The 26,441-nt window shown below is 34.4% G+C and carries 11 protein-coding genes; all 11 read right to left on the bottom strand.

What is annotated here, in order from left to right:
• Positions 1 to 106: 106 nt before the first annotated feature.
• Positions 107 to 2,008 carry a BNR-4 repeat-containing protein gene (locus Q1B37_RS01405; RefSeq protein WP_299894606.1) on the bottom strand — a complete coding sequence of 634 codons (1,902 nt, stop codon included), beginning with the start codon at positions 2,006 to 2,008 and terminating at the stop codon, positions 107 to 109.
• 98 nt (positions 2,009 to 2,106) lie between these two features.
• The gene (locus Q1B37_RS01400) at positions 2,107 to 3,522 is read right to left on the bottom strand and encodes a T9SS type A sorting domain-containing protein (protein ID WP_299894603.1); all 1,416 of its coding nucleotides are present in this window, start codon (positions 3,520 to 3,522) and stop codon (positions 2,107 to 2,109) included.
• Between the two features lie 68 nt (positions 3,523 to 3,590).
• The gene (locus tag Q1B37_RS01395; RefSeq protein ID WP_299894600.1) at positions 3,591 to 5,078 is read right to left on the bottom strand and encodes a polysaccharide lyase; all 1,488 of its coding nucleotides are present in this window, start codon (positions 5,076 to 5,078) and stop codon (positions 3,591 to 3,593) included.
• 95 nt (positions 5,079 to 5,173) lie between these two features.
• Entirely contained in the window at positions 5,174 to 7,279 is a 2,106-nt protein-coding gene (locus tag Q1B37_RS01390; RefSeq protein WP_299894597.1) for a T9SS type A sorting domain-containing protein, read from the bottom strand.
• A 526-nt stretch (positions 7,280 to 7,805) separates the two neighbouring features.
• Positions 7,806 to 10,034 (bottom strand): Ig-like domain-containing protein, encoded by a 2,229-nt coding sequence (locus Q1B37_RS01385; protein WP_299894593.1) that lies wholly within the window; start codon positions 10,032 to 10,034, stop codon positions 7,806 to 7,808.
• A gap of 85 nt (positions 10,035 to 10,119) precedes the next feature.
• Entirely contained in the window at positions 10,120 to 15,531 is a 5,412-nt protein-coding gene (locus Q1B37_RS01380; protein WP_299894590.1) for an Ig-like domain-containing protein, read from the bottom strand.
• A 223-nt stretch (positions 15,532 to 15,754) separates the two neighbouring features.
• On the bottom strand, positions 15,755 to 18,031 hold the full coding sequence (locus Q1B37_RS01375; protein WP_299894588.1) for a polysaccharide lyase: 2,277 nt from the start codon (positions 18,029 to 18,031) through the stop codon (positions 15,755 to 15,757).
• 40 nt (positions 18,032 to 18,071) lie between these two features.
• Positions 18,072 to 19,961, bottom strand: coding sequence for a polysaccharide lyase (locus Q1B37_RS01370; protein ID WP_299894585.1), 1,890 nt, complete (start codon positions 19,959 to 19,961; stop codon positions 18,072 to 18,074).
• 80 nt (positions 19,962 to 20,041) lie between these two features.
• Positions 20,042 to 23,401, bottom strand: a complete 3,360-nt coding sequence (locus tag Q1B37_RS01365; RefSeq protein ID WP_299894584.1) for a cellulase family glycosylhydrolase — start codon at positions 23,399 to 23,401, stop codon at positions 20,042 to 20,044.
• 597 nt (positions 23,402 to 23,998) lie between these two features.
• Entirely contained in the window at positions 23,999 to 25,270 is a 1,272-nt protein-coding gene (locus Q1B37_RS01360) for an IPT/TIG domain-containing protein (protein WP_299894582.1), read from the bottom strand.
• A 258-nt stretch (positions 25,271 to 25,528) separates the two neighbouring features.
• Positions 25,529 to 26,440 carry a PorP/SprF family type IX secretion system membrane protein gene (locus tag Q1B37_RS01355; RefSeq protein WP_299894581.1) on the bottom strand — a complete coding sequence of 304 codons (912 nt, stop codon included), beginning with the start codon at positions 26,438 to 26,440 and terminating at the stop codon, positions 25,529 to 25,531.
• Position 26,441: the final 1 nt, after the last annotated feature.

The following is a 26,441-nucleotide window of genomic DNA, read 5'->3' as shown; positions in this document are numbered from 1 at the left end:
TTAAAATTTCAATATACTTTAAAGATTTTTTTATCATTATTAAACATAATAATTTAGTTGTTTGTGTTTATCGATCATAATCGAAACTATCAGACATTTTTTGGCATTATTTTTTTACAAATACTTTATTGATTTGCTCTACATTACTTGAAATATGAAGGACATACAAACCAGCACTCAATTCAGAAAGATCTAATATTGTACTTTCTTCAGAGGTGGATCGAGTGAATACTTTTTTTCCAAATACATCATACACTTCTAAGATTATATTCTTTTGCGAAAGACCGATAATATTTAATTTATTTTCTTTAACAGGGTTTGGATAAATCTTGACATTCTGTTCTACTTCTTCAAACTCATCAATAGAAAGTATCTGCTGTTCTACAATGAATATGAATGAAATTTCTGAGATTCCTCCATCATTATCAGTAGCAATTGCTTTTATAGTATGCTCTCCTACTGACAACCCTAATAATTCATCAGTGAGATTTCCTTGTCCCCAAGTATATGGTGGATTTACTTCCTGTCTTATAAAATCATCGTCAATATATAATTGAACATTACTTATACTTCCATCTATATCAGATGCATCAACCGTTACTTCAAAACTAGCATACCCTTCTTGTAACACGATATCTTCCGTAGGTGTTACAAAAGAAAGCATAGGTAATTCGTTGGGAATATCTACTGATTCCAGTTTCAATTTTAAATAATGCAGTGGTAACTGATCACTATTTCTTTCTTCAGATGCAATAATATGTAAATACCCATTTGCATACTCATATACCATTTGATCAAATTCTTCATTTCCGGACCATGTATAATCAGTTCGCCAATTACTTTCACCTTCTTTGGTACTTCTTAGTTGAATTTTTCCATTAGTCTTTACCTCTATGCTATATACTCTTCCATCATCCCCAGGAAAATTAACAGGTGGAGAACCTCCTGAAGCTTTGATCACTTCATCAGAATTCGGTTTTGTATAGTAGTGAACCGTTCCTTGTCCAGGTATTCTATTTGTAAAATGAATTGCTTTATTCTTAGAAACCACAAAATTGGGAGCACTAGTCATGCCATTGCTTCCATTTGGTAAAGGGTCTGCAATTTTAAATTTATTCATCTCTGTAAGTCCTTCAATTGGTGTAGAAATGTTTTGCCCATTGAGATTTTCCCAAGTATCTCCCAATCCATTATTTCCAATCGCCGCATAGTAAAATCCTTTATTAAACTCGACATCGTCTCCTTTTATACGAACAGAACATCCTAAATACAATTGATCAAAAAAATATCTAAATCCTCCATATTGATTAAATTCAGGATTTTCATTGTTTCCTCTCATTACTAATTGGGTATCCGACCAAGAATTTCCATCGTACAGGATAATATACTTATCTCCTTGTCTAGATGTTCCTAAACGGTACTCTACAATTAATTCACCATTCTGATTTACTTCCGTATTGGGATACGTAAATCTGGATATTACATTTCCTGGTTTAAAATAATTTCTTCTGGATGAAAACTTATCTAATGTAAAGTCCGAATCTGGCGCAAAAGCGATATTCTTTTCCGAGAATCTATATCTTAATTCACTAGCATGCATATCATACATTAGATGAATCGTTCCATCAATTGGAGAAACTCCTAATGACGCAACTCGGTGAGAATTTCCTTCACCAGAACTATACAGACTAACCTTATCAGGAAATTGTATGGTAGCCCATGTATTAGATTCTAAATGAAGTCTGGATAACATTAAATTTCTGTTTTGCATTCCTCCTTTATACCAGGTCAAAAACAGATACCCATTTACGAATTGCAAACAATCCCCTTTAGGTGAAATATTTCTGTTGAAACGTGCTGCTGGTTGATCAGGATCCGCATACCAAAACTTCAAAGCGTTTTGATTCAGTTCTTCATGTTTTTCTAAACTTACTTGTGCTATTAGGAAATTATTAGTACAAATAAATAAAACAGAAAACACTATAATAATTGGTTTTAAGTGATTCATAGTGAATGATATTTTATTAAAAATCTATAAACCTTTTACAAAGAAACCCTCTGATTATTTTACACTTCTTAATCCCCCATCAGTGCGAAGTGAACAATCTACTTTTTAAGTACTTTAATAGTCTGTATATTTTTACCTTCATGTTGCGCACTTAGAAAATAAACCCCTTTAGAAAACTTAGAAAAATCTAAAGAAAATATTTCTTTAGATTCTTTATCTAAAACTGATTGAAATAACTCTTTTCCCTGTAAATCATATATGGTAACACTAGAAATTTCTGCTTTTGGGATTTCTATAGTTAAAAGATCAACAACTGGAATAGGATACACAGTCATTGGTTTTTCTATTGAAAAATCAGGAGTAGATAATACATTTTCTTCTACCACCAACTCAAAAGTAGTTTCACTTGTACCTCCACGATTATCGATAGCTACTGCTTTTATTTGGTATGTGCCAGCAGCTAAGTTTTTCAGTTGCTCGTCCAGATCATCTCGATGTCCCCATTCGTAAGGAGGATTTACTTCTTCTCGTATTTCCACATTATCCATATATAACTTTACATTCTGGATAGTTCCATCGGGATCACTAGCATCTACATTTACTATTAGATTATGACCTTCATCTACGGTTATTGTTGGGGAAGTTGGTGTACTAAATGATACTACTGGTAATTGATTCTCTCCAGAATCCGATCCAGATGGCATTGCTGATTCTAAAGTAGTAGCGATTCTCATTTCATCATAATAAGTAGTCGTGTTAAAATTACAGGCATTTGAATTATACGATCCCCATTTTGGATATACCACTTTACCATCAAATGTCTTATGAAATGCTCGCTTACCATCGGAGGAAATATCCACTTGATAATCTTGAAAATCAGAATTTGAAAGTGTTTGTTTTTGTCCATTATACCATAGCTCTACATAACCTATGTCATCATTTCTAGACATTTTTATACCAACTACAAAACTTACCCACGTATTTTCTGGAATAGATTTGCTCCATAGTGTAGTTTTACGTTTGCTGATCGATCCACTACAGGAATTCCAACTAGGAAAACATGGACCCCAAGCACTAAAAGTCAACGTACCATTTCCATACCCCATGTTTAAAGGGTAATTCTGTGTATTGTTCTGGTCTCCTGCATCTGTTTTCCATTGCCAAACGGCTATACCACTTGTAATATTAGGTGTAGACTCTATTTTCCATCGCCACCCGTAATAAACAAAATCCCCTTCTTCCGGTTCATAATTATTTACAGTACCAGTAGTTCTGGCAAATTCACCTCTTTTTTGACCAGTGGGTTTCTGTATCCTCCAGACCTTTCCATATTCAGAATCATTTACTGTAGATGCCGAAGAATTATTATTAGATTGATTACTGCAATCATCACCAGCATTTCCTGAATCAAACCTTCTAAAGCTAGAATTAACACTCTTGTCAGGATCTCCATACCATAAAACCTGTGCTTTTAAACTATTGATTGAAAGTAAAAATACAACGTTTATGACCATGATCTTTAGACATAAAAATTCAGAAGCGCTCCTTGATTTTATCTGTACCATAAGTTTCTTATCTCAAATTATTTTTTTACCAAAAGTTTGGATGTACTCAATTTTCCACTTTTTACCGTCATCAAAAACATTCCAGAACTTAATGCACTTGTATTTATTTCTATTACAGAACTATTAGAAGTAATCGTTTTAACCGTTCTTCCACTTATATCATTTATTTTAATCTGAATAGCTTGTGTAGTATTTCCTTCATTCTCTATAAAGATTATATTATCAGCAGGATTTGGATATATTTTAATCTTTAAATCAGATGCATCAAACTCGTCTACTGACAACGCATTTTCTTCTACCACTAGCTCAAAAGAAATCTCACTTGTACCTCCTCGATTATCGGTAGCTACAGCTTTCATTTGGTATGTGCCAGCAGCTAAGTTTTTTAATTGCTCATCTAGATCATCTCGATGTCCCCATTCGTAAGGAGGATTTACCTCTTCTCGTATTTCTACATTATCCATATATAACTTTACGTTCTCAATAGTTCCATCGGGATCACTCGCTGCTACATTTACCATAAGATTATTCCCTTCTTCTAAAGTAACTGTCTGAGAAGTTGGTTCATTAAAAGATATCGCTGGTAACTGGTTCTCTCCATTATCTGTAGCATCAGAACAGTTAGTCCATACTTTAAAATCATCAAAGTATACATAATCATCCTGAGGGGATTGCCACCAATCATCTGAACGATTTCCACCTCTATAGGTATGCATTACAACTGAATTAATTTTAACACTTCCTTTTCCTGATAATCGAAACATAACATCATCTAAATCCACTAATAATTCTCCATCGATATACATTTTCAAAACACCATTTTCCTGACCAGGTGTATTCAATTTTAGATATTGCTTTACCGTGTACCAGGTATTTCGTTCTAGTTTTAAATCTCCAAGACGTGTATTTCCTCCACATCGTGTTTCTCTATTAGGCAAATAATCGTACACAATAAGATAAGGTGGTTGTGTATGCGCCGTATTGGAACGCCACATTAGTCGACAAGAAAATGCGTTCTCAATGGTGTTTTGATTTTGTGTACAACCGGCAGGTTGAGACCCATTCGGAGTAGAAGCTCCTCCTAAACCAGGAAGTTTTCCTCCAGTAGCCCAAACAAAGTCATCTGCAAATTTTACACGATATTGTAGTACCGCCTCTTCGACACCATCAAAACTACTATCGAATACAAAACCTCCAGTTCTACCACTAGCATCATCCTTCGTAAACTCCGCACGTAACTCACCATTAATTACTCGATTTCTTTGCGGAAAATCATTACTAAGACCTCTAACGTTTCCTCCTGAGGTTCTTCCTCCTAAGCTTGGAAAATCATTGTCAGCCATACTTCTGGTATATAATTGGTTTTCTCCATTGTATTGGCTAAAATCCTGATCTAGGACTAATTGTGAATTATTACAGTCTTGAGCTCTAATTCCAGTGCATATTAGAAGGAAAATAATGATGATCTTATACTTCCAAATTTTATGTAGGTTCAGTGTTTTCATAATAAGTTTTTAGTTGGTTTTAAGATCTTTTGTAATTACTATGTAATGAAATTACGTTTCTGCGGTTTTAGATTGGTTACTTCTAAAATGAGCTACTATTTCTTTACAAAAAATAAAGATTCTTTATTGTTGTCTGATTTGATTAAAAGAATATAGGTCCCTTGATGTAAGTTAGAAACATCTACTTTGGGATCATTAGCATCGAGCTTTTGAGATATAATTCTTTTCCCAAGAAGATCTATTACCTCAACAGTTTTTTCCTCCTTCGAAACGGCTGCTATATGCAAGTATTTTTGATTAACTGGATTAGGGTAGATCGTGACTTGTAATTCTCTTTCTGAAAAATCAGGATTCGATAAAGTTGATTCGCACTCCGGACTTTCTGCAGCATTATTAAAATAAATGGAAAATCCTTTACTTTTAGAAACCATAACAAAATTGTCTCCGTCTTTAGTAACCCAATATGAGCCATCCCATCCAGGCAGATTCGAGTTACTTATGGTAAGTTCTGGTTGCGATGTATTAAACTCATAACTAACAACATCTTTAAGATTCATATAAAATTCTGGTACTCCATCTGAAGTATTCATATCAAATCTGTCTAATTTATTTTCTTCCAAATTCCAGGAAATTCTTAGTCGACTAATATTACTTACATCAGGTCCTTGCCCTAAAACGTGAGCATGATCAAAAGAGGCATTATCGAAGGTTGGTAAGCCAGTAGCTATTGGTGTTCCAAAGGAACAATCTCCATCGCCGCCAGTATTCTCATCTCGAACTGTTACTGTAAATTCTACATCACTTATTTTCCCTTCATTATCTGTAGCCTCAGCTTTTATGGTATAAATTCCTAAAGAAAGTCCTATTAATTCGTTTGCATTCTCACCCGTTCCCCATTGGTACGGAGGTTGGTTTATTTGTCGTACTAATGCATTATCTATATAAAGTTTTACATCAGAAATACTACCATCTGGATCCGTTGCGTTGACCTCTACAGTTAGCGCATCATAGCCTAGTAAAACGGTTAAATTTGTGGTTGGATTCACAAATGAAACTACCGGAGCTTGGTTCTGTGTTCCATCACATGATTCTATATTCCAGTTAGGACAAGATTGTGTGATATGGTTTAAACTACCATCGCTAATTGGAAAATCTGGAGTATTTGGATTTCTAACATTATCCCATACATGAATTTCTGAAGGGTCCCCTTGCTTTTTCCTAGCTGTTGGGATTTCATCTCCTCTACTTTCTAGGTTAAATGTATTATTAAATATTGCATTTCTAAATCCAGTATTATAATTGGTACCGCGATCTAAAAAATCAATTCCTGCATTAATAATAGTAGATCCGTCTAGATTGAACGTATTATTATACACAAAACCATAAGCTCCCTTAAGGTCTATAAATGCATCTGCACTATTCTCACCAGAGATTCCTTCTGCAGAAAAAACACAATCTCGTATGATCGTGTTTTTTGTTCCTTCTTTTACATCTACACCTTCTGCAGTTACATTCGGCCCTACGATACATCCTTCGATCGTATTATTATTACAATCCGGATCGTACTTACTATTGTCATTTTCATCACCAGGTCCTGCATGTTGATTTTTGTCGGATCCTACATACAATCCCTCTCCAATACCTGGTTTTTTAATACCGACATTGTAGACTTTACAATTTTTAACTAGGTTAAAACTAGATCCATCTCTTAAATGAATTCCTTCTTCTCCTAGTTCTCTCACTGTTACGTTTTCAATAACACCATAATTGGCATTATCAAAGACAATTCCCTTAGAACCTTCTTCAAAAATAATGTCTTTAACCTGCCAATAATCGCCCAATATATGAAGTGCATATCCATCATAAATTCCATCAGGACCTTTTAGGATTGGTGGATTAGCAGGATTTTCTCCTCTTAATATTATTGGGTTTGATGAAGTACCATCATTAGAAGAAGCAAATCTAGAAGCCTTTCCTTGATTATTAAATTTATCAGGAGCAACATAGGTTCCAGAAGCTATGATAATCTCATCTCCAGGAACAGCATTTGTCATTGCTTCCAAAATACAATCGAGAGTATTACAATTAATACTATTCAGCTTGGCTTGATGCACCTGTGCTTGAGCAAACTCTATGAGCGATAGAAACGTAAATAATAATGTAATTATTCGTGATGTTAACGAATTTGTGTAGGTTTTCATTTTTTGGGACTTAGTAGTTATTTTAATATCAATTATCTCTATTTTTCTTGAACAGTAAATTCTAAAAAGAATTTATTTTGTCCAATGCAAAACGCAACATCTTCTTTTACATATTAAAAGACTAAGGGAGGTAAATTAAAAAGTATTCAAACGAATATAACCGTTTAAATCTGATATCGAATGATTGATTGAAGGTCTGGAACTTCAATCATTTTGCAACCAATGTAAAATTAGTAAAAATAGCTGTTTACATGAGTACAGAATAGGGGTAAAAAATATACAGTCAACTGATTACCAGTTTTTTATTCTAATTTTTTCAATACCTTTTATAGATAATTTGCGCATAAACAACATACTTTATCTATTAAGATTAAGAATAATTCCTATTCAATGATTCATTGTTTTGGATCAATTAACCTTAGACCTTTGTATTTTTATAAATAAAGATTTCATAAAATACTTTTTAAAATTTAAAAAACTAGAATGCTTCCGTTGGTTCGAAGCATCCTAGAACAATTCTTTAATTTCATTTTTTCACAACCAATATTGATTCTTTAAATCTGACTGATTTAACAACTAAGAAATAAGATCCTGTTGGTAGTTCTGAAACATCAATAGTTTCTGTTTCTTTTCCTGTGGTAAATTCCTTAACTATTCTACCTTCTACACTCACTATTTGAAGTGTTTTTAATTCTTCTGACATGCCTGAAACGGTTAAAAAAGAATCCAATAAGGGATTAGGAAAAGCTTTAATCTCTGAGATATCAACTGCTGGATTCGATCTATTACAATTTGGAGTAGATGCTGAGTTACTGAAATAAATCGTATAATCTCCAGACTTGGAAACTAATGCGAAGTTAGCACCATCTCTAGCTACCCAATAAGCACCGTCTAACCCATCAAAACCTGTATTCCTTAAGGTAACTTCAGGATTTGAATTCTGCAATTGAAAGCCCATAGAGTCTTTAAAATCTACGTACCAATCAGGTGATCCATTATTGGTATTGATTGCAAACTGATATAAACCATTACTATCTGGCACCCAGTTAATCGTAAACTTTCTGAAGTTCCCTAATTTAGGTCCATTGTCTCCTAACACATGAACATTGGAATATGACACCTTATCCATAGCACTTAAAGCACTACTCATAGGTGCTCCAAATGAACATGTATCTCCGCCACCTGAATCTATCCCTCTTACAGTTAGTGTAAATGTTGCTTGATTGGTTGCTCCATCATTATCCGTAGCAACCGCTTTAAATGTATAAGAACCTGTACCCAACCCATTTAATTCTTGAGGGTTTGGAGAAGTATCATGACCCCATTCGTATGGAGCATTAACCTCTTGTCGTACAAAATCATTATTTATATACAACTTTACATTAGCTACAGTTCCATCTGGATCAGATGCATTCACAATTGCAGTAAGATCGTAGCCTTCCTCGACCGTTATGTTTCCTGTTGGCAATGCAAAGGATACATTTGGTTTTTGATTATTTGAAGTACCAGTCACTGTTACTGTTATCGACTTACTTGATTTAGCTCCATCATTATCTATGGCTTCTGCTTTGATTGTATGTTGTCCTACTGGTAATCCTAAAAGTTCATCTGTAAAATTTCCTTGTCCCCAAGTATAAGGTGCATTAACTTCCTGACGAATAAAGTTGCCATCCACATATAACTTTACATTACTAATAGTACCATCATTATCAGATGCGTTTACAGTAACTTCGAGTTCATTATAGCCTTCAGGCAAACTAATATCTCCTGATGGCGAAGCAAAAGAAATGTTTGGTTTTTGATTGGATCCCCCATTACCAATTGAAGAAGGACATTGACTCTCAGAAGACTCCGAAACACACCAATCTGCAAATCGTACCTGCTCATCATTTAATCCACTCGTTTTTCCTCTATAAATACCCCATTTAGGTCTATTATAATCTGCTCCACTTCTCCATAAATCTATATTCGAATTAGAATATGAAAAAACAGTTTGTCCATTTGAAACTTTTTTCAGTACCACATTGAGCATACCGTTATCTCCATGTTTTATTTTTACATAGCCTTCGATCCATTCTCCTTTAAATCTAGATAGTGGTTCCTGTTTTAAATCAACATAAACAGAATTCGGATTTTTTCTATTATGCACCAACTCAAATTTATCTTTTTGAGCTGATAACGTTAATATGGGAGGCTTATCATTACTTCCGCCTTTAGCCTTTAATTGAAAGAAATGACAGAATCTATTACTAGCTTTATAATTACTCGCTAAGCGAAACTTCCATCTGTAGTAGCTCGTAGAATTTCTGGGGTGACGCAAAGTATTGGAACTAGCACCTGGTCCTCCTTTTATTTCTATACGTACACGATCATCATTTTTACATCGATCATCATCGTCATCGATATGACTATGAAAAACAAACACATTCTTGTCTAATTCATTATCAAACCTTTGGGTAATATGAGGTCCAAAACTCTTGTGCTTACAATCTGGATCTTCTATGCCAAACCCATCATTTTTTATAACAGAATACCCACTGCCTGCACTCGAAGTGGCAGAAGAAGTAGTTTGAGATTGAAGCAAGGGTATATTGGCAAATAAGATACCCCAAAGGAATACACCAGACCTATTGATAAGTAGATCAGAAAACAATTTTTGTCTTCTAATATTTATATTTAATTGCTTCTTATTCGTAGCGAGATATTCTCGCAACCAAAATAAATCTTGATTAAATCTTGTTTTAAAATTTTTCATTGTGATTAGTTGTTGTTGTTTTTATATATCGATTAGAACTAGGACATTCTGTTAAACAAAACATCCTAGTACTAATAGTAGATCCTTATTTTTTTACAAATAAGAGTGATTCTTTAAATCGTACAGCTTTGATTGACAAGAAATAAGAACCTGATGGTAATTCAGAAACATCTATTGTTTCTGTCTCATTTTTAGTAGTAATTTCTTTTACAACTCTTCCATCTACACTTATTATTTGAATTGTTTTCAATTCTTCAGACATCATCCCAGTAACTGATAAATAGGAATCCAAAACTGGATTAGGAAATGCTTTAATCTTTATAAGATCTGTTTCTGGGTTTGATCTATTACAATTCGGAGCAGTTGCCGAATTGCTGAAATAAATCGTATAGTTCCCAGACTTAGAAACCAATGCAAGATTTTCACCATCTCTAGCCACCCAATAAGCACCGTCTAACCCATCAAAACCAGTATTATTAAGCGTTACCTCAGGTTGAGCATTTTGTAATTGAAAAGTCATTGTATTCTTAAAGTCTACATACCAATCTGGTGATCCATTATTTGTATTGATTGCAAACTGGTATAATCCATTGTTTTGAGGTGCCCAATTGATGGTAAACTTCCTGAAATTGCTAAACTTGGGACCGTTATTTCCTACTACATGAACATTGGAATATGTAACTTTATCCATAGCAGCAAGACCGCTATTGGCAGGAGTATCGAATGAACAACTACTATTGTTATCGCCACCTCCATTGTCATCAGATTCTACTGTTAATATAAACGTAGTTTCTGACATGTTTCCATCATTATCAGTAGCAACAGCTTTGAAGGAATGGGTTCCTATTCCAAGTCCATTTACCTCTTGTGGATTAGGGGATCCATCGTGTCCCCACTCATATGGAGCTATATTTTCCTGGCGAACCAAATTATCGTTAATATATAATTTTATATTAGAAACACTTCCATCTGGATCAGATGCGTTCACAATTACAACAAGGTCATATCCTTCTTGTACCGTAATATCATTAGAAGGAGAAGCAAAGGAAACATTTGGCCCTTGATTACCACCAGTTCCAGTAACTGTTAGTGTGAATGTTTTACTGGTTGTAGCACCATCATCATCTGTAGCTTCTGCCTTGATTATATGTTGACCAACAGAAAGTCCTAAAAGTTCATCTGTATTGTTACCTTGACCCCAAGTGTAAGGTGCTAACAATTCTTGACGAATTAAGTTTCCGTCCACATACAACTTTACATTATCAATAGTTCCATCACTGTCTGAAGCATTCACGGTAACTTCAAAACTACTATATCCTTCTTGTACAGAAGTATTTCCGGAAGGAGTATCAAAAGATACTGAAGGCGGTTCATTTTCGCCAGGATCTGATCCATTTTTAATAATCAATATTACCCAATCACTACTAGTACTATTAGGAGCAGTTCCAAGTGATCTATTACCACCGCCACTTATCGAAGTAACCGAACCGTTAATAAGATTACCACCATTTCGAGGGTTGTACCATTTTACTGTAAACTGACCGTTTTGTCCGTTCAAATTTAGATTTGTAGAACCTCCATTTTTTAAGTAAACCACATAAGCTTCTCCTTGTTTTGCGTAGCAATAATCATTATTGTTAGATGATAAACCGTTATTATTTCGCATTTCCGTTAATGGAAGATCTGTAATATTGAAAAATCGGATCGCATGACGACCATAATCCCACCATTTATCTCGACTTCTAAAATCTTGAAGGGTAAGATCAGAATGTGCATTTTGATATCCAAAATACCACTCATTACCCCATCCACCTGCTAGTAATGTTGCCCATAAGGCATTTTTACGTCCATCGGTATGTGAATTCGCAGCATTATTATCTGGTCGTATGGCATGTTGTGCATCACCTGGTTCATCACAAGCAATTGCCCATTTTTTACCTGAATTTCTGGATTTGTCAATTCCTTCTTTTACTCTACTGAAAACATTAGCAAAATCAGATTTATTCGTTTGTAATGAAAAACCTGTTAATTTAGATTGATTTCCAGTTAAGTAATCAGGAAAGTCATTTGGATGTTTATGTATCACCACATGATGACGATAGGGATCATGTTTATAAAAGTACTCTGCCATCGCTCTTTCTTGTGCTGGTGACTGGTCTACAGATTGCGGTCCGCCTCCATTTTCTTCTCCTAAATTCCAGTTAAGTGCTAAATTATATCCAAATCTCGCAATAAGTTCACGGTAATATAATTTACGTTGATTACCAGTATTACCATTATCTAGAAGGGTTTCGTTTTCTGTTTCTTGAGTTTTAAAATGTGCAAAAATTCCATTTTCTTGCATATATTCAATCACAATTGCCCATTGTGCCAATTTAGACACATCCATACGAGTTCTTTGATTACTTGCTATATATGGGTACACATTTTTATCATCCCCATTGATATTCATTGTTAAAAACGACATAGAATTTAAACCCTCGCTAGCGATATAGTTTACCGCTCCGATCAATCCTTTTCCTTTTCCATTTTTCCAGGTAGGATCTCCGTTATCCCAATCGTTTATATGTGGCTGATAGTCTTTTCGACGGTTTCCTTCATTTGGAGTATTATCAAAATCGTCATAAGCAAACAAGTTTTCTGGAGAATCAGGGCCTTGCTTTATCATATACTCTCCTGTTTCAGCAAATTTCAGGTAATGTTCTCCTACATATTGCAAACGACCTTTTCCTCTAAAATCTCTTCCTGTTTTATCGGATGCTGCAATTGAAAAAGATCCTGTTTTTCCATTCATGAAACCTGCTACTGTTCCTGCAGTTGCTCCATCATTTACAGCCACATTATTTCCTTTTCTAAAAGAGACGCTATAATTCCACTGACCTGTTTTATCTGGTGAAAAATGTACTCTCCATTTGTTACCACTATTCGCTGAAGTTTGTGCTGCATTTCCATCGGCTGCATAATAACCAGGAACTACATAGGATGGAGAACCACTTTGGTGTGTAAACGTTACATTTAATCTGTAATTTAAAAATGGATTCTCACTAGCAGTCTCCGACGTATTAGGTCCATCAAAAGTTAAGGTTACCTTATGCCATTTTTTGCGTTCTCCACTAATAACAACACTACCATCACCATCACTTCCCCCTCCATCATTACCATCACAGGTGGTTTCTTGTAATGACGTATCAGTAGCATTGACGCTTGATTTATTTAATGTCACTCTATCGATAATATGGTGCTTAGAACGACCAGAAATTAACATGGTATAAATGCCCGGAGAATCAAATTCTACAAACACATCATGGGGATCATTATCACTTACTTTGGTTGTCCAAGTCCAATTGGTTGTTCCTGTAGAATATACTTTAAAGTACCCTTCTCCTCCAGAACCTTCTGGATTTGGAGTCTTTCCTGACCCTTTCGGATATACTATTTCATTTCCTTTTTGTGCATAAAAATCACTAGCATCTGGGAACTTCAACCAAGTGTCATTAGCTTCTGTAGGACTATTCCCTTCACCAACTTTAGATCTCCATTGAAACTTATATCTTCCTGGAGAATTAATTTTAATTTTTGTAGTAATTACTCCATTACCAGGATCGTTAAAGTGATCAGGACCTCTCCATTCTAAATATCCTCCTCCAGTAAATCCTGAAATAACACTTCTCTCACTCCAGTTTCCAGAAGCAGATAGATTTTCCGTTTCGATTACTACTAATCCGTTTTCTTCTTCATAAGTATCACAAGTATCTCCTCCACCTGAAGATCCTGATACTGTAAAACTATCCGTATCTTCATCTGTTGCTCCATCATTATCAGTTACTACCACTTTTACAGTATAACTTCCCGCTTGTACATTCGTAATTTGATGCGGAGTGTAATTGGCTCCATCCGTATCTACTAGGTTTCCGTTAACAAAAACTTCATGTTTGGCTATATTACCGTCAGAATCACTTGCATTAATAGTTATGCTTACATCTTCTCCTACATCATATGAATTATTTAAGCCTGTAATTTGAACATTAGGAGCAGTATTAGCGACTGCGTCCAAACCTAAGTCTATTACTTGAAGATATATTGGCTGTCCACTTCCGGATCCTCTTTCCATTAGATAGTAATACAATATTCCATCTTTGATATGTACTACACCATGTCTAAAACTTTTTCCTGATGAAGCATTATAAATTTTGTCCCATGAGTTTGTTCCTCCTTTAGCTTTGTAAATAACTGGTCTACCTGATTCCAATCCTATGAGGTATACATCATTTCCGATAGAATGAAAGTCCCCACCAGGAAAATTCGTAGATGTTCTAAAATTATCATCCCCTGCTTTTTTATAAGTATGCACGTTTTTAGTTTCAGATGCACCTATTACTCTAGTTCTAAAGTGAATACTGCCATTTTCTGTAATGGTCCAATCCGCGCCACTGGATATCTTAACAGAATTTCTTGCTGACCCAGACACTGTATTACCAGGTTCTGATATGAATATTTTTTCAGGATCTATAAGAGGAGTGCTTACACTTCTACCCTTATGATCTTTCCAATTAGTAAGGTTATTGGAATTTTCTGCATAAGCATAATAGAATCCATTATTAAGAGAAAACTTATCATTGCTAATATTTTTTCTTGTATGAAAACCGATATGCATTTTACCATTGATAAACTTAAAATCACCATATAAACCCCAATTATAGTTGATTCCTCTATTTTTAGCATTTAGCACATTAAAATCTTTAAAACTACTCCAAGAATTACCATTGTACTTGGCTGTCATGTATTTCCCATTATTATTACCTCCTTCTCTCATAGAAACAAAGAGTTCTCCCGCTTCATTATTGAAAAAAGTAGGATAAGTTAGGCCTTCATAGTTGTCTCCATTTTTAAGAAATAAGCGTTTTGGAAAAAATTTATCTAATGTAAATTCTTCGTCTGGCAATGTTGCAACATTATCCCTAGAATAGCTATACCTGAAGTAATCATTACTAAGACTACCATTTGATGGTCGATTTTTGGAATATGCGTGCATATCATATAACAAATGTACTGTTCCATCAACCGGAGCGATACCAACTGCTATGGTATTATGAGATTCACCAATATGAGGTCTGTTTTGAAATCCAGTATGCTTGTGTGGAAATTGAATAGTTACTTGGGTTTTGGTATTCATATTATACCGGGTTAGCATTACATGTCTATTAGATTCTCCACCTTTATACCAAGTCATAAAAACGTATTCCTTGTAGGTATAAATGCAATCTCCATGTGGAGTAATCCTGCTACCAAAAGCATAGTCATATTTTGATCTATTAGGGTAGGTTAAACGCTCTTCCTCTGGTACTTTTGATCCATCAAAAAATAAAGCTTGATTAGAGATTTTGATCTCATCAACTAAACTTACTTGTCCTATCACAGGATCTGCGGCAAAAAAGAGTAACAAGCCGTACAAAAAAAACGATGAAATTTTTTTTGAAATTTTACTACGTTCAATCATGATTGTGTAATATATTTTGAGGTTAATAAATTAGATTGTGATTCCAAAGAATCAGATATTTGGTTTTAAGATATTTGACTGAATAACAAGAACATGAACAAAAATTTCCTCTAGTATTGACTCTTCACATAAGGGAACAGCATACTAGTATACATAGGTTGGTCATCTTATGGAACCAACCTATGTATTTGTGATTTGTTTGGCGGGTATGTCTTGAATTATTTTACTTAATAAATAAAGTAGATTGTTTAGAGTTCTTACCTCTGCTTATCAGCAAATAAGGCCCTTTTGGCAACGCTGAAACATCCAGTACCAGTGTTTCTGATATGTTTTTAGAGTCTAATTCTCGGATTACTCTTCCTTGAAGATCTACGATCTGTAGTACTTTAGTTTTTGCTGATAATCCCACAACATTTATGATATTTCCATCTACTGGATTAGGATATACCATCATTTTTTCTTCAATATTTTCTAAATCTGAAGATCTATTACAATTAGGTTCTGAAGATGAATTACTAAAGTATATAGTAAAGTCTTTATTTTTAGATACCAATACAAAGTTTGCTCCATCCATGGTTACCCAGTAAGATCCATCTAATCCGGCAAATCCTGTATTATTAAGCGTTACTTCTGGATTTGCATTTGCAAGCTGGAAAGTCATTGTACTCTTAAAATCCACATACCAGTCTGGTGATCCATTATTGGTATTAATAGCAAATTGATATAATCCATTATTCTGAGGTACCCAGTTGATAGTAAACTTTCTAAAATTACCAAGTTTAGGTCCATCATTACCAATAACATGAACATCAGAATACGTTACTTTATCCATTGCAGATAAACCACTGTTTGCAGGTGTATTAAATGAACAGTTGTTATTACCATTTCCATCTCCGCCTCCATTATCATTATCTCCTTGCACAGTTAAGGTAAATGTAGCCTGACCAGTTTCTCCATCGTTATCTGTAGCAACTGCTTTTATGGTGTACGTTCCTGCCGAAAGTCCATTTACTTCATTTGGATTTGGAGAATTATTATGACCCCATTCGTAAGGAGGTACATTTTCCTGACGTACTAAACTATTATTGATATATAATTTTACATTAGATATGCTTCCATCAGGATCGTTAGCATTCGCTACCACTGTAAGATCATATCCTTCCTGTACTGTTATGTTGCCCGATGGAGAGCCAAAAGAAACATTTGGTGCTTGATTGTTACTAGTGCCATTAACAGTGAGCACAAAAGTTTTACTAGTTTTTGCTCCGTCATTATCAGTAGCCTCTGCTCTAAATGTATGTTGTCCTACTGACAATCCAAGAAGTTCATTAGTATTACTTCCTTGTCCCCAAGTATATGGAGCTACGCTTTCTTGACGAATTAAATCTCCATCTACATACAATTTTACATTACTAATGGAACCATCGTTATCTGAAGCATTTACAGTAACCTGGAAATCATTATACCCTTCTTGAACACTTATATTTCCAGAAGGAGTTGCAAAAGAAACATTTGGTGGTGTGTTCTCTCCTCCATCAGGTGGGTTACCGCAACCTGTCCACACTTTGAAATCGTCGAAAAATGTATATTCGGTTCTAGGTGAATGCCAAACTTCATCGTTTCTACTTCCTCCTCGATACGTATTCATAATCAAAGCATTGATTTTTAAATTGCTTTTCCCAGAGTTACGAATTTTAGCATTGTTATCACGATATGTTTCTACACCATCGATCCACATGATCACTTTACCATTTCTCTGTCCTGGCGTGTTCATTTTAATATACTGGCGAATGGTATACCATTTATTATCCTTCAGGTTAGAATAAATTCTTTTTGCATCTCCACAATCTCCATCTTGTCGTGGTTGTCCATTTGTTTTATCAGCGAAATAACTATACAAAATAAAATAAGGTTGGTCTGTTTGTGCTCTATTTCTTCGCCACATCAAACGTGCAGACCATCCATCCGTATTATACTTACATCCTGATGGGATAGCACCACGACCACTACTTTCACTATTGACACCTCTTGTGGAACCTCCAAGACCTGGTAATTTACCACCAGTAGCCCAGAAGAAATTATCATCAAATTTTACTTTGTATTCGAGATAGGCTTCATCCACTGCATCGAAATAAGGATCAAATAAAAACCCACCTGATCTACCAGATGCATCGTTCTTTAGATATTGAGCTCGTAGTGTTCCATTGACAATTCGAGTTTCCTGAGGAGTGTTTTCTATCAAATTACTAGCTGCTCCTGGCCCTTCTACACCTCTATATGTAGATGCTGTCCAAGGTTTTACTTTATTATTAAAATCACTTTTTATATCTGAAATAGAATACCTCCTGTTATTCCAATTATTAAAATCAACATCAATAATCGTATTACATTGTGCAAAAGCTTGTTCGTTATTAAAAAGAAATGCAATGCATATCATTAGAAATGACATCACAAAAACATTTCTATTTTTATTCGGTTTATAGATTATACTTTCTTTCATAATCATAAAATTTTTGTTAGTTAATAAGTTCAGTTTGTGTTTAGATTTTTACTAGTTTGTATCTTTTAGATTTGCCTTTAAAAGATTTGAGTTCCATAAAATAAATTCCGTTGTTTAGTGAGGTAACATCAATAGACATAGAGCTTTCTTTAGTTCTGGTTTTAAGAGCTTTAATTCTTTGTCCATTAATATTATATATGACGATTTCCTGAATATCAGTATCAAGACCTTTTAAAAGAAGTGAATTCTTTACCGGATTGGGATAATAAGAGAATTCCGATATATTTTCTAAGTCTGGATTTTGTTTATTATCACAAATAGGACTTTGGTTAGTATTACTAAAATATAAAGTGAATCCTCTGTTTTTAGATACCATTACAAAATCTTCCTCATTTGTTGTAATCCAGTAAGAACCATCTAATCCTGATATTCCAGAATTATCTATAGTTATAGAAGGGTTTGATTGTCCTAATGTATGGGTAAGTTTATTTTTTAGATCCACATAATAATCAGGCACACCATTATTCGTATTAAGAGCAAATTGATATAACCCATTATTAGCCGCATTCCAATTGATTGTCATCTTTCTAAAATTACTTAGCGCGGGTCCATTATCACCTAAAATGTATACATTAGAAAAAGATGTTTTATCGATACTAGAAATACTATTATTTATAGGTGTCCCGAAATAGCAATTTCCATCACCTCCAATATCACCATCACCATCACCGTCTCCATCTTCATTGGTAACAGTAAGCGTAAAAGTGGTTTCGGCGGTTGCACCTTCATTATCAGTAGCAATTGCTTTTATTATATGTGTCCCTACAGGTAAATTATTTATTTCATTGGGATTTGGAGAATTCGCATGCCCCCATTCGTAAGGAGCTACATTTTCTTGTCTTATAAAATTATCATCTACATATAATTTCACATTATTGATGCTACCGTCATTATCCGAAGCATTTACATCTACATATAGACTATATCCTTCCTCAACCTCAAGATTATTGCTTGATGGAGTATTAAAAGAAATTGAAGGGTCCTGATTTGTATCACCGCCATTGTCTCCATCACCACCATTATCGCCAGAATCGTGAATTCTCTTTTTTGATACTTTAAACTCATCAAAATATGCATATATATCTTTGGTTGGTTGGAAAGTCTCATCACTACCTCCAAAAAAGGTAGATAAATAGATGGAATTTAAATGAATATCTCCTTCATCAGCCTGGCGATAGTCACCATTATCGGTAATATCTATGGCTAATTGACCATTAAGCCAAGCTCTCATAATACCGTTATTTTGACCAGGAGTATTTAATTTATTATACAATTCTATCTTATTCCATTGTCCTTTTTTAAATTTTACCTGATCTGGTTGTGGATTTCCATTAGGTTCCTCGTAGGGATCTATCAAACTCCAGTTAATAGAGGCGTGCCATCCTTCCCAACTAGGTTCTGTATTGTAATGCACATAAAACTCTGCAAGACCATCATATCTCCACATGAGTCGAAGTGACATATTTCTTTCTGAGGTTTGATAGGATAATCCAGGTAATTTTCCACCTGCTCTAAATTCAAAATCATTAGGAAAATATACCATATAACTGATGTATAATTCATCTAGGTTTTCTCCTGTATCCTCCCAATACACCTTAGTGTGCATTCCACTATCATTGGTTTTTACTTTTCCTTTGGGATATTTAACTTTTAGAACTTTTCCTTGATTTGGGAAATCTTCTATAAAAACTCTTCCTTCATCAGCTCCTTTACAAAAAGAGACATCCAGAGCATCTCGTATCATGTCTCTATCATATTGACCTGAAGGCAAATGATCAAAATCGTATTGATATACTAAATCTTGTTGAGCTATGGCAACACTAGATAATAGTATCAATAAACCTGTTAATAAATAGTATATTGATTTCATGGGACGTTTATTTTAAAATCATGAGAATAATCATCAGGTAGTACTCACAACTACCTGATGATTAACTTGGCTAAGACAATTTATTGCTTAGTAAATAGTATAGATTTTCTGAATTTTAGCCCTTTGATAATAAGGACATACATTCCTGATTTTAGATTCGAGACATCTAATCCTGTATCGGTTCCTTCTATATGTTTTTGTAGTACAATTTTACCTTGCATATCTGCTATTTCTAAAGTAGATTTTTCTTGAGAAATACCTCTTACATTCAAGATATTATCACTTACAGGATTTGGGAACAATTTGATATCAGATATTTTGTCTTCTTCAATAGGTGATTTATTGTCACAATTTGGTGCTGAGCTTGAATTACTAAAGTAAATTGTATAACCTCCATTCTTGGAAACCATTACAAAATTAGCTCCATCTTTTGTTACCCAATAAGATCCATCAAAACCGCTTATTCCAGAATTGCTAATAGTAACCTCTGGATTATTTCCATTAAAATTAGCATTGCTAAAAGGTCTAAGATCCACGTACCAATTTGGATTACCATTATTCGTATTCATTGCAAATTGATACAATCCATTGTACTGTGGATTCCAATTAATACTAAATTTTCTGAAGTTACTTAAGGATGGTCCTCCATTTCCAAGTACATGTGCTTCGGTATAGGAAATATTATCAAATGCTGGCAATGCACTATTTAAAGGAGCTCCAAAAGCACAACTATCTCCACTTCCATCACCGTCTCCATCGCCATCACCGTCTCCACCATTCACCGTTAATACAAACGATGTTTCTGCTGTGTTTCCTTCATTGTCTGTAGCAACTGCTTTGAACGTATGATTCCCCGTAGGTAAATTAGTGGTTTCTGCTGGGTTTGGAGAAGTGTTATGTCCCCATTCATACGGATCAAATCTTTCTTGTCTCACAAAATTATTATTAATATATAATTTTACATTGTCTATTGATCCATCACTATCACTTGCATTCACTTTTACATAAAGACTAGTATATCCTTCATCAACAGTTAGATTAGAGGATGGAGAAGCAAATGAAATGGAAGGACCTTGATCACCTCCAGTATCACCACTAGTTACCGTTAATGTAATTGTAGTAGAACTTTTGGCTCCATCATTATCAGTAGCTTCGGCTTTAAATGTATGTGTTCCCACAGATAATCCCACTAGTTCAGCTGCATTACTTCCTTGTCCCCATTCATAAGGTGCTGAATTTTCCTGACGAATTAGGTTATTATCCACATATAATTTCACATTGCTTACGGAACCATCAGCATCAGAAGCGTTTACAACCACTTCCAAGCTAGTATATCCCTCTTCTAATGAAAAATTACTTGAAGGAGAAGCAAATGATACGTTAGGTGCTTGATTAGGACCGCCTCCATTACAAGGCACGATATTCCAACTAGGACATGATTCTGTTACAAAATTTATGGTTCCATCGCTCACTGGGAAATCAGGAGAATTTGGATTACGCGTATTATTCCATACATGAATTTCGGAAGGATCTCCTTGTTTTTTTCGAGCTGTTTGTATTTCGTTTGCTCTACTTCCTAAATTAAATGTATTATTAAAAATGGCATTTCTATAACCTGTATTAAATCCAGTTCCTCTATCTAAGAAATCCACTCCTGCATTAAGAATATTAGATCCATCGATGTTGAAGGTATTATTATATACAAAACCATATGCTCCTTTAAGATCTATGAATGCATCCGCACTATTTTCTCCAGAAAGACCTTGTGCAGAGAAAGTACAATTACGGATAATCGTATTTTTAGTACCTTCTTTTACATCTACACCTTCTGCAGTTACATTAGGTCCTACGATACAACCATCAATGGTATTATTGTTACATTCTCTTTCATATTGGTCATGCTGTCCTTTGTCTGATCCCACATACAATCCTTCACCGATTCCTGGCTTTTTAATTCCTACATTGTATACTCTACAGTCTTTTACTAGGTTAAAACTAGATCCATCTCTAAGGTGAATCCCTTCTTCTCCCAATTCTCTTACTGTTACATTTTCTAAAAGACCGTGATTGGCATTGTCAAATACAATCCCTTTAGAACCTTCTTCAAAAATGATATTCTTTATTTCCCAATAATCTCCAAGCATATGTAAAACATAACCATCAAATTTACCATTTTCACCTTTTAGTATTGGTGGGTTTGATGGATTTTGGGCTCTCATGATAATTGGATTGGACTGCGTTCCATTTTTGTCTGAAGCATATCTTGTTGCTCTTCCTCCAATATTAATCTTGTCTGGAGCTTCATACGTACCAGAAGCTATAATAATTTCGTCTCCTGGTTGTGCATTTTGCATTGCATTTCTAATACAATCTACTGTATTACAATTGATTACTCCTGGCTCTCCATTATCTCCGTCTCCACCACCATCAGAATTTTCAGTCCAATTCTCTATAAGACTTTTAATATATACTCCTGTATCAGTAAGTTGATTGCTTTTTAAGCCATTTATTCCTTGGCCTGGCTTCACTATAGATGATCCTTCAGATTTATCACTAACCGCCCAATTTACATGGCTAATATTGTTATCTCTAAAGAATTCCATCCATCTTTCTGTCTCCTGAACATCTGCATTTCCATCTCCATTAGCATTTACAGCTCCCCACTCTGTTACAAATAATGCTACTCCATTATTCATTGCAGTCTGTGCTTTATTTCTTAAAAACTGTGTGTGTGTTCCTGAATAAAAATGCAGTGTATATGCTGTATTTGAGTCGTTAATAGGATTATTTGATGCGATATCTACATCTTGTGACCAAGTAGGAGACCCAACAATAATCAAATTATCTGGATCCTCAGATCGGATAGCAGCAATAACGGTTTCTGCATAGCTTTTTACTTGTGACCAAGATTGATTTATAGGCTCATTATAAACTTCATAAATTACATTGGGCTGGTTACCGTATAAAGATGCCATTTCTCTAAAGAAATCTGCAGCCTCAGATGTATACTGTTCTGCTTCATGAGTATGCCAATCAATAATTACATACACTCCCTGAGCTATTGCAGCATCAATTATTTTTCGAACCTTATTTTTCTGAAAATTAGGGCTATCTATGTAACCAGTTCCTCCATCCCAAGATTCTTTTACTCCCATAGCTGCTCTAACTATTGAGCTGTTCCAATTGCTCACCAAATGTTCAACAGTTTCTGCATCATAAAAATCTGATGTGTCGGTAGCGTTACTCCAAAACAGACTATTTCCTGCTAAACTCACTGGATTATTATTCTTATCAACTATTTGATTTCCTTGCACCTTTAACCTTCCATGTTTCTGGACAATAGTTTGAGCAAATGCTCCTGCTGTGACAAATAAGAATATTGCCAGCCATAGCAATCTTTTTACTAAAAAGTGTTTCTTGTGTGTGTAATGCATTCTCATAATTACATTGTTTGTGTTATTTATAGTTATAAGTGATCAGATACACTTAGTTACACAAAACAGTATCAAATGTTTTGTAGCGTATCGTAATTACCTTGAAAAGAAATCGACAGGTATAGATGTTACTCTCGAAAATATCAGTAAGCATGATTTTGTTTTAGAAATTGAAAGAACTAAAACAACGCATACCTTAACTGTATTATACAACAGTATTCATTATACCATGCCAAATACTCTTCTGGTATGATCCAATAATTAAAAAATGATATGTCTAAACTCCGGAAGGGTGGTAGATAGAATTTAGATATCGAACTTACTTGCAATCATATTTAATTCAGAAATATTCGTAAGATCTGGAATAATTATAACCTAAGCTTACTAATCTAATAAACCCATAGTCTCAATTATATACTTATTTCTGATTTTAAATACTTCTATTTAAGTTTGTCTAATTTTAAAGAACACTTAAATAATGTTTTTTGTTTCCCGTCTAAGACATTGTTCTCGACGGTTTTATAACTCATTTTACTTGTTTTTAGTATGCTTTTAGCGTCTTTTTCATTGAAAAAAACAGCACATTTATTCGTTTATTATTACCTATCTTACATGTAAAGGACCTCCTTTAGTAATGTAGATATTATCAATACTCAGTGAGTATTCGCCATCATGCTCTCTTCTTGAAGCAATTGCAAATCTTGTTAAGGTTTCCACTGCATATACCGACCAAGTTCCAGTTCCTCCTGATGGTCCAGAATTAACAAACTGATCAAAACTTATCGATAAAGTATACCAGCCATCATCATTAGGTATATAACCTAAATCTTCCAGGTTTTGTAAACTTGGTCTAAATTCCACATATTCATCTGTCGTAGATCCATCACCATCCGCATCGTAACCTTCATCGAATCGTAACCTAAAACCAGCTAATGGACCACTATAATCATTTGGAATACCTTGAAAATTAATTTGAATATTAAAATATAGTTGTGTTAATTCTCTACTATCTTCATTAAAAAAATCTGCGAAGAATCCAGAGGATTCTCTAGAATGACCTATTTGTCCTGTGTAGGATCCTGAATCTCCTGTATCGCTAGTTCCTCCGATGTAATAAAAATTATTATCTATAGGGTTAGGAACCAACGTAGCATCTGATGGCAATATATCACTAACACCAAGATTTGAAATCTCTGCATCGCCACCAGAACTAAAAAGAACGGTTGCTTCATCAAAAGTTTCAAAATATGGAGTCATAACTTCGACAACATAGAATTCATTTGAATTAACATCTGTAGAAGAAACACCTCCTTCGCTAGTTAATTCGATTGCACTAAGACCAATCGGAGATGCACCTAAGGTAAAAACTACCTCTGTTTCTGATGTATTTATAATCGTTCCGTCTATTCCTCCAACAGCAACCTTATTTACGGTAGCCATCGCTGTTCCTGTTAAGGTAATCTCTTGTCCAACCTGAGCAGACTTTGGTGTAATATCTGTTACCTGAGCACCACCTAGAACAACAACCTCAAAGCTTTCTACGCTAATCGCTATACCACCTTCGGTAGTAATAGACAACTTCCCAGTTGTTCCTCCTTCTGGGACTATTGTTGTAAGTAATCTTAATTTATTATCACTAATAGTTGATGTAATCCCATTAAAAGAAACTTCGGTTGCATTTAACAAATCTGTACCTACTATAGTTATTTCATCACCAGGTTCACCAGATTCTGGTGAAAAACCAAGAATAGCTGGAATTCTAATTCCGTCATTAGCAGAATCATCATTACTACAACTCACGCAAAGTGTAATAACACTTAGAATACATAAGACGATAGATAAAGATCTACTTACTATATCGTTTGCGCGAATCATTTTTTAAAGAGTTAAAATTAAGCCATGGTAATATTACTACTTCATATGACTTTAATAATTCACATTTAGGGATACATAAATACAAATAGCTGAAAATCAATTTTTTAAAATACCTTTAAAAAACTAAAAAACCAGAAAACAACTTATTTTTATCATTGGAATTCCACCATGAATTATTAATAAGTATTTCTGAATTCAAAAATATCTTTCTTAAAAAGTTCTATAATTTTTGAATTCTTATATGATTTCTTCGTGCTACTAAAATCCTTCTCCAGATCGGTATGTTAAAATAAATCCGTTTGTATTATTAAATGGAGTATCTCTGTTAAATGCAGTATAACTATACGCGAAACGCCAATTTTTTAAGAAGTAAAGCCCTGCAAGTGCATTTAAGGATGAACTACTGCGATAACCAGCTCCAATTTCAATTTTATTTTTATAATTAACCGAAACATTCAAATCAAATTGAGCTGGTGCATCCGCTTCAAACTTTATTAATGCACTTGGTTGTATTCTTATTTCTTCAAATCGACTTAAGTATAATCTATATCCACCATATAAATAATATGGTGTTTGAATATTCACATTTTGATCGGAAGCAATACTATTAGAAAATAGATTCTGCGCAGAAAATCCAATGTACAGTTTATTATGATTATATAATATTCCAAATCCAAAAGTTGGTACTGTCACATTTACATCATTTTGGAAGTTCGGATCACCTTGAATATTTAATCTTGATAAATCTTCATTAAAAAAAAGCACACCAGTGGTTAACCCAAAGGAAAGCACATTTGGATTATAATTCCACCAACGAGCTCTGTTATAATTATGATCAAAGAATATTTTATAGGCATATGAAGCGAAAATCGTTGTGGCTGTGGTTACTCCTATCTGATCACTTATAAAACCTCCACTAATTCCAACGCTATTTTCAAAAGCATTGGTACTTACAATTCCGGAAAAAGTTCTGGGATTCCCCTCAAACCCACTCAGGTACCCAAAATTACTCAAACTTACCTCTGTATCTGAATAATAACCTGAATGAGCGGGGTTTATTAAAACTTGATTGTAGTAATAATCGGAGAAAACTGGTGTCTGTTGAGCTCTTGTGTTATTATAGTATGACGATAGCATTACCGCCATTAGTAGGTATATATATTTTCTCATA

This window comes from uncultured Aquimarina sp. (assembly GCF_947492965.1).
In the GTDB taxonomy this organism is placed as follows: domain Bacteria; phylum Bacteroidota; class Bacteroidia; order Flavobacteriales; family Flavobacteriaceae; genus Aquimarina.
The sequence above is the reverse complement of the archived record's forward strand: the minus strand, read 5'-3'. Positions and strand labels throughout refer to the sequence as shown.